This is a genomic window from Pseudomonas emilianonis (assembly GCF_023072625.1).
Lineage (GTDB): Bacteria > Pseudomonadota > Gammaproteobacteria > Pseudomonadales > Pseudomonadaceae > Aquipseudomonas > Aquipseudomonas paraveronii.
This window is the reverse complement of record NZ_JAKNRV010000266.1, coordinates 1-7,191: the sequence shown is the minus strand read 5'-3', so window position 1 is coordinate 7,191 and position 7,191 is coordinate 1. Positions and strand designations below refer to the sequence as shown.

The window sequence follows — 7,191 nt, the reverse complement described above, 5'->3', positions numbered from 1 at the left end:
GCACGCCAGGCCGCCCTTGGCGCCGGGCTGGACAAGGCCACCCGCTGCACCACCCTCAATAAAATGTGCGGCTCGGGCATGGAGGCGACGATGCTTGCCCATGACTCGCTGCTGGCCGGCAGCGTCGAGGTGGTGATTGCTGGCGGTATGGAGAGCATGTCCAACGCCCCGTATCTGCTGGACCGCGCACGCAGCGGCTACCGCATGGGCCACGGCCGCGTGCTGGACCATATGTTCCTCGACGGCCTGGAAGATGCCTACGACAAAGGCCGCCTGATGGGCACCTTTGCCGAAGACTGCGCACAACATAACGGCTTTACCCGCGAGGCCCAGGATGCGTTTGCCATTGCGTCCCTGACCCGTGCGCAAGCGGCGATCAGCAATGGCAGCTTCGCTGCCGAGATCGTCCCGGTGCAGGTCACGGTAGGCAAAGAGCAAAAAACCGTCCTGCATGATGAGCAACCGCCCAAAGCCAAGCCGGACAAGATTGCCAGCTTGAAACCGGCGTTCCGCGAAGGCGGGACAGTGACGGCGGCCAATTCCAGTTCAATTTCCGACGGTGCGGCGGCCTTGCTCCTGATGCGTCAGTCCGAGGCGCACAAGCGCGGCCTGCAACCCTTGGCGGTGATCCGTGGGCATGCGGCGTTTGCCGATGAACCGGGCCTGTTTCCGGTGGCGCCGGTGGGGGCTATACGCAAGCTGATGAGCAAGACCGGCTGGAACCTGAACGAAGTGGACCTGTTCGAAATCAACGAAGCCTTTGCCGTGGTCAGCCTGGTGACCATGAGCAAGCTGGATATCCCCCACGACAAGGTCAACATTCATGGCGGCGCCTGTGCCTTGGGTCACCCGATCGGCGCGTCCGGTGCGCGGATTCTGGTGACGCTGCTGTCGGCCCTGCGCCAGAAGGGTCTCAAACGGGGCGTCGCCGCTATCTGCATCGGCGGTGGTGAAGCCACGGCCATGGCCGTCGAATGCCTGTATTAAGGATTGACCATGCTACCCAATGACGAACAACTGCAAATCAGCGAAGCGGCCCGACAATTCGCCCAGGAGCGCCTGAAACCGTTCGCGGCCGAGTGGGACCGCGAGCACCGCTTTCCCAAGGAGGCCATCGGTGAAATGGCCGAACTGGGCTTTTTCGGCATGCTGGTGCCGGAACAGTGGGGTGGTTGCGACACCGGCTACCTGGCCTACGCCATGGCCCTGGAAGAAATCGCTGCCGGCGACGGGGCTTGCTCGACCATCATGAGCGTACACAACTCGGTGGGTTGCGTGCCGATCCTCACGTTCGGCAACGACCAGCAGAAAGAGCAATTTCTCAAGCCGCTGGCCAGTGGTGCGATGCTCGGCGCCTTCGCGTTGACCGAGCCCCAGGCAGGTTCCGATGCCAGCAGCCTGAAAACCCGTGCACGCCGCGAAGGCGACCACTACGTGTTGAACGGCTGCAAACAATTCATCACCTCCGGGCAAAACGCCGGCATCGTGATTGTGTTTGCTGTCACTGACCCGGCGGCGGGCAAGCGCGGCATCAGCGCGTTTATCGTGCCGACGGATTCGCCGGGCTACACGGTGGCGCGGGTCGAGGACAAGCTCGGCCAGCATGCGTCGGATACCTGCCAGATCCTGTTCGAAGACGTCAAGGTGCCGGTCGCCAATCGTCTGGGGGAGGAGGGTGAGGGCTACCGCATCGCCTTGGCGAACCTCGAAGGCGGGCGTGTCGGCATTGCCTCGCAATCGGTGGGCATGGCCCGCGCCGCCTTTGAAGCGGCGCGCGACTATGCCCGAGAACGCGAAAGTTTTGGCAAAACCTTGATCGAACACCAGGCCGTGGCCTTTCGCCTGGCGGACATGGCCACGCAAATCGCCGTCGCGCGGCAAATGGTGCATTACGCCGCTGCCCTGCGCGACAGCGGCAAACCGGCGCTGGTCGAGGCGTCCATGGCCAAGCTGTTCGCCTCGGAAATGGCCGAGAAAGTCTGCTCCGCCGCCTTGCAAACCTTGGGCGGTTACGGTTACCTGAGCGACTTTCCCTTGGAGCGGATCTACCGCGATGTGCGGGTCTGCCAGATTTACGAAGGCACCAGCGATATTCAGCGCATGGTCATCTCACGCAATCTTTAAGAAGGAGCCACTACATGAGTTATGAAACTATTTTGCTCGACGTGCAGGGCCGTGTCGGGTTGATCACCCTTAACCGTCCGCAAGCCCTGAACGCGTTGAACGCACAATTGATCAACGAGTTGAATCAGGCGCTGGATGACCTGGAACGCAACCCTGAAATCGGCTGTATCGTGCTGACCGGCTCGAAAAAAGCCTTCGCCGCTGGCGCCGACATCAAGGAAATGGCCGAGCTGACCTACCCGCGGATCTATATCGACGACCTGTTCTGCGAAGCCGATCGCGTGGCCAACCGTCGCAAGCCGATCATCGCTGCCGTCAACGGCTTCGCCCTGGGCGGTGGCTGTGAGCTGGCGCTGATGTGCGACTTTATCCTCGCCGGCGACAGCGCCAAGTTCGGCCAGCCGGAAATCAACCTGGGTGTGCTGCCAGGCATGGGCGGCACCCAGCGCCTGACCCGCGCCGTGGGCAAGGCCAAAGCCATGGAAATGTGTCTGACTGGGCGCTTTATCGATGCGGTGGAAGCCGAGCGTTGCGGGGTCGTGGCGCGCATTGTCCCGGCCGATGAACTGCTCGAAGAAGCGCTGAAAGTCGCCACGCTGATTGCCGGCAAGTCGGTGCCGATCAGCATGATGGTCAAGGAAAGTGTGAACCGGGCGTTTGAAGTGAGCCTGTCGGAAGGCGTGCGCTTTGAGCGTCGGGTATTCCATGCGGCGTTTGCGACGCAGGATCAGAAGGAAGGCATGGCGGCATTCGTGGCCAAGCGCGCACCGGAATTCAAAGACCAATAAGCCTGCCTCTAAATATTGCAGACCCCCTGTGGGAACGGGCTTGCCCGCTCCCACAGGGGGTTTGTGGTGTGTCAGTCAGAGCTGGTAGTTCTTCAGCTCCCGCGCAATCACCATTCGCTGAATCTCGCTGGTGCCCTCGTAGATCTGTGTGATCCGCGCATCGCGGTAGTACCGCTCCACCGGATAATCCTCCAGATACCCATACCCGCCATGAATCTGCATCGCCGAGGAGCAGACCTTTTCGGCCATTTCCGAAGCGAACAGCTTGGCTTGGGACGCTTCCGACAGGCACGGTTTGCCGGCACTGCGCAGGCGTGCGGCGTGTAGGATCAGCAAGCGTGCGGCATTCAGCCGGGTTTGCATGTCGGCCAGCAGGTTGGCCACGCTCTGGTGTTCGATGATGGCCTTGTCGAACTGCACCCGGTCACGGGCATACCCCAGCGCCGCTTCAAACGCGGCACGGGCGATGCCCAGGGCTTGAGCGGCAATGCCGATACGCCCGCCTTCCAGGTTGGACAGCGCAATCGCCAGGCCCTTGCCGCGCTCACCCAGTAGGTTGGCCTCAGGCACGCTGCAGTGGTTGAGGGTAACGGCGCAGGTGTCCGAGGCGCGGATGCCCATCTTGTGTTCGGTACGATCAACCACGAACCCCGGCGTGTCCGTCGGCACCAGGAAGGCAGAAATTCCGCGCTTGCCCAGTTCCGGATCGGTCACCGCAAACACAATCGCCAACTTGGCGCGCTTACCATTGCTGACAAACTGCTTGGCGCCATTGATCACCCACTGGCCATCGCGCAGTTCGGCACGGGTGCGCAGGTTGTGGGCCTCAGAGCCGGCCTGGGGTTCGGTCAGGCAGAAGCAGCCGATGGCCTGGCCGCTGGCGAGTTCCGCCAGCCAGGTTTGTTTCTGCTCTGTTGTGCCGTAGTTGAGGATCGGCCCGCAACCCACTGAATTATGGATACTCATCAGCGCGCCCGTGGCACCGTCACCGGCGGAAATCTCCTCCACAGCCAAGGCATACGCCACGTAATCGACATAGGTACCGCCCCATTCTTCCGGTACCACCATGCCCAGCAACCCCAGCTCGCCCATCTTCGCGACGAGGGCGTCATCGATCCAGCCAGCTTTTTCCCAGGCCTGGGCGTGAGGGGCGATTTCGCCACGGGCAAAGTCACGCGCCATGTCGCGAATCATGATTTGTTCTTCAGTGTATTCAATATCTTGCATGGCTTATCTCGCAACCTGCGTGAAGTTGTGGAAGAAGCTTTCCACGTGGCTCGTGTCCAGCTCATGGAGCGTCGATGGGTTCCAGCGCGGGCTTTTGTCCTTGTCGATGATCAGCGCGCGGACGCCTTCAATCAGGTCGCCACGCTCGAACCACTGGCGGTCCAGGTGCAGTTCCAGGGCGAAACACCGCTCCAGCGGCAAACGGCGCCCGCGCCGCAGCATTTCCAGGGTCACGGCCATGGCCAGCGGCGAACGGGTTTGCATCAGGTTGGCCGTGGTCAAGGCCCATTCATGGCTGTTGGCGACGGTCACTTGCTGCAGTTGCTCGACAATGCTCGGCACGTCCGGCAAGGCGAAGAAATGGTCGATGGCGGGGCGCAAGGCGGCGAGCGGGGCGTCGGGCAGTTGTTGCACGGCCAGCTTGGCCAACACGCCTTGTAGGTCTTTGAGGGGGGAATCTTGCCATTGCAGTTGATCGAGTTTCTGGTCGAGGTCGGCCAGTTTGGTGCTGTCCAGGTACCAGTCCGCCAGCCCGCAATACAACGCATCGGCCGCACGAATCTGCACGCCGGTGACGCCCAGGTAAATGCCCAGCTCGCCAGGAATGCGCGGCAGGAAATAGCTGCCGCCCACGTCCGGAAAGTAACCGATCGCCACTTCCGGCATCGCCAGGCGGCTGCGTTCGGTGACCACACGCAGATCCGCGCCTTGCACCAGGCCCATGCCGCCGCCGAGGACAAAGCCGTCCATCAGGGCCAGTACCGGTTTGCGGTAATGGTGGATGGCCAGGTCGAGGGCGTATTCCTCGACGAAGAAATCCTCGTGCAGGGTGTCGCCGTTCTTGAAACTGTCGTAGAGCGAGCGAATATCGCCGCCCGCACAGAAGGCCTTTTCACCGGCACCGCGCAGGACCACGGCATATACCTGGGGATCATCTGCCCAGGCCTGTAGCTGTTGGGCCAGGCCGCGAACCATGTTCAGGTTGATGGCGTTCAAGCCGGCGGGGCGATTGAGGGTGAGGTGGCCAACATGGTTGCGGACGTCGGCCAGTACCTCTTCCTGAAGAATGTCGGCGTGGCTTACCTCGGATGAAACCTGAGCAGTCATCTGTAACTCCCTGCTTTTATTGTTCTTTAAACAAGATGTTCGCGGACGAACCATCTCGCGATCGTACCAGTGCAAATTTGCCCAGTACAACCTTGAATCATGCAGGTCGTTTTTGCATTTATGCAGAACCGGCGGTCAGCCGGCGGGAAGGTGAAAATAGCCGGCCAGGGCCTCGCTACAGAGCAGTACGGCACGCCTGGCCGCAGGCTCAGAAGCGGGGTAGTTGATAAAACCGTGGCGCATGCCCGGGTACTCTTTGTGCCGCACCGGCACTCCGGCTTTCTTTAGGCGCCGCGCAAATGCGCGCCCTTCATCCCGCAGCAGGTCGCAGCCAGCCGTGATGATCAAGGCCGCAGGCAAGCCTTGCAGGCAGGGATCGTGGGCAGGGGAAAGCCAAGGGTGCTGTCGCGGAATATCGGGGGGTACGTATTGGCTCAAATACCACTCCAACACTTCGGCCGTCAGCCCGAAGCCTGTGGCGAATTCATTTCGCGAACGATTGCGCGCCAGGCAGTCGAGTACCGGGTACAGCAGCAACTGGAAACCGATGCGAGCCTCGTCGAGGTCCCTGGCCATTTGGCAGATCACCGCCGCAAGCCCGCCTCCCGAGCCACCGCCTGCCACGGCGATACGCTGGGTGTCCAACCCCAGGCCGGTCCCGTGGCGGGCAATCCAGAGCGTGGCGGCGTAGCAGCTTTTCACTGCGGCGGGGAAGCGTTGTTCCGGCGGCCTGGGGTAATCCACCGCGACCACAGCGCAGCCGGCCCACTCTGCAATCACCCGGCAAAAACTGTCGTGGGTATCGAGGTCGCCGGTGACCCAACCACCGCCGTGGAAATACATCAGAACCGGTGCCGGCACAGGGCGGGCGGGTCGGTACAGCCTCACGGCCACAGGTAGCCCTTGTGCGGTTAGGGTCAGGTTGCTGACATCCATCACCACCGCATCACGCACCTCCTTGCGTGCGTGCTCGGGGCTCATCGCCGGGCCGCCTGCGCCTGGGCTTCGATTTCCACCAGGTCGTCCGGGCTGCCCTGGGTCAATAAGGCATTGGCGGCGATCATGTGGTCGACTAACGAGGAATACAGTGCGTAATCGTAGGCGCCGATCAAGCCGATCCGTTCGCACAGCGCTCTGAAATGCAATTCGCGCGGTTGGCCGAGCCACATGTCATTGTTGATCACCCCGGCGTTGAAAATGGCATGCATGCGCTCGATCGTCAGGTCCATGTAGGCCCTGAGGGGGAGGTGATGGCGCTGTCGAGCATCAAATAGCCGGTCGCGCAGCAACCTCTGCAAACGGTCGTCCATGGCGGACCTCACCCGGTTTGAACGGAACATTCAAAGCACTTGAGCAGGAGGGCCAGCGTGCAAAACTACGAAGAGAGCGACAGAGGGGCAACCCTTTACGTGCATCGCCGCTCAGTGAGCACCAATCTTTCTTTAGCCAGACTATCCAATATCTTCGCTCTGGTTTACGGCAATCCAGACGTCAGGGTAAAAGCAGACAACCACAAGTGGTTTGTACAACTTTAGCTGCCACCCACCTCGGCGCAAGGAGCGTGATGTGCCACTCGTCGTTAATGCAGGGGGGACTCGCTATGCCGCTATTCGACGCGACTTGCCAGCACTTGCCCGATACTTCGGCGACGGGCATGACTCTCGGCGGCGTGGATCAACTGTTCCAGCTCTGTGGGCTCGATATCGTAGAACTGCTCCATGTCGGCCAACGCCAGCTTCAGGTCCGCCGCGGTGATTGCCGGGTCTCTTGCTGCCTGCGCCTTGCTCACGAAGGTGTTCGGTGCCTCGGTCGCGCCCTTGGGATAGCGCGTGCGGGTGGCATTGTTATAGGCCAGTGCACAGGTCACCAACGCGCCCGCGCCGAGCATCACCGCGGGCAGTTCCTGCCAGCCGAGAGCCGTCGAGGCCGGATCGGCCAGTACCAG

9 protein-coding genes are annotated in these 7,191 nt (G+C 61.6%); 4 read left to right on the top strand and 5 right to left on the bottom strand.

Translation table 11 applies throughout. From position 1 onward, the window contains the following. The 3 genes from L9Z73_RS21790 to L9Z73_RS21780 form a co-directional block, all read left to right on the top strand. On the top strand, window positions 1-987 hold a 987-nt coding region (locus L9Z73_RS21790), incomplete at its 5' end, for an acetyl-CoA C-acyltransferase (RefSeq protein ID WP_247405317.1). A gap of 9 nt (window positions 988-996) precedes the next feature. Then, window positions 997-2,124 (top strand): acyl-CoA dehydrogenase, encoded by a 1,128-nt coding sequence (locus L9Z73_RS21785; RefSeq protein WP_247405315.1) that lies wholly within the window; start codon window positions 997-999, stop codon window positions 2,122-2,124. A 14-nt stretch (window positions 2,125-2,138) separates the two neighbouring features. Further along, window positions 2,139-2,912, top strand: a complete 774-nt coding sequence (locus L9Z73_RS21780) for an enoyl-CoA hydratase (RefSeq protein WP_247405310.1) — start codon at window positions 2,139-2,141, stop codon at window positions 2,910-2,912. Window positions 2,913-2,987: 75 nt separating this feature from the next. Here the strand turns inward: L9Z73_RS21780 and L9Z73_RS21775 are convergent, their stop codons facing one another. The 4 genes from L9Z73_RS21775 to L9Z73_RS21760 all read right to left on the bottom strand — a co-directional run bounded on the left by L9Z73_RS21775 (window position 2,988) and on the right by L9Z73_RS21760 (window position 6,556). Then, window positions 2,988-4,139 carry an acyl-CoA dehydrogenase family protein gene (locus L9Z73_RS21775; RefSeq protein WP_247405307.1) on the bottom strand — a complete coding sequence of 384 codons (1,152 nt, stop codon included), beginning with the start codon at window positions 4,137-4,139 and terminating at the stop codon, window positions 2,988-2,990. Between the two features lie 3 nt (window positions 4,140-4,142). After that, a complete protein-coding gene (locus tag L9Z73_RS21770; RefSeq protein WP_247405304.1) occupies window positions 4,143-5,246 on the bottom strand; it encodes an enoyl-CoA hydratase/isomerase family protein in 1,104 nt (367 codons plus the stop codon). A 135-nt stretch (window positions 5,247-5,381) separates the two neighbouring features. Next, window positions 5,382-6,227, bottom strand: coding sequence for an alpha/beta hydrolase (locus L9Z73_RS21765; RefSeq protein ID WP_247405301.1), 846 nt, complete (start codon window positions 6,225-6,227; stop codon window positions 5,382-5,384). Then, on the bottom strand, window positions 6,224-6,556 hold the full coding sequence (locus L9Z73_RS21760; protein WP_247405299.1) for a hypothetical protein: 333 nt from the start codon (window positions 6,554-6,556) through the stop codon (window positions 6,224-6,226). Before L9Z73_RS21760 ends, L9Z73_RS21765 begins: the two co-directional genes overlap by 4 nt. A gap of 57 nt (window positions 6,557-6,613) precedes the next feature. Between L9Z73_RS21760 and L9Z73_RS21755 the strand changes: the two genes are divergently transcribed. Next, window positions 6,614-6,781: a hypothetical protein gene (locus L9Z73_RS21755; RefSeq protein WP_247405296.1), complete on the top strand. Its 168-nt coding sequence runs from the start codon at window positions 6,614-6,616 to the stop codon at window positions 6,779-6,781. 71 nt (window positions 6,782-6,852) lie between these two features. Here the strand turns inward: L9Z73_RS21755 and L9Z73_RS21750 are convergent. After that, on the bottom strand, window positions 6,853-7,191 hold a 339-nt coding region (locus L9Z73_RS21750), incomplete at its 5' end, for an HPP family protein (protein ID WP_430624304.1).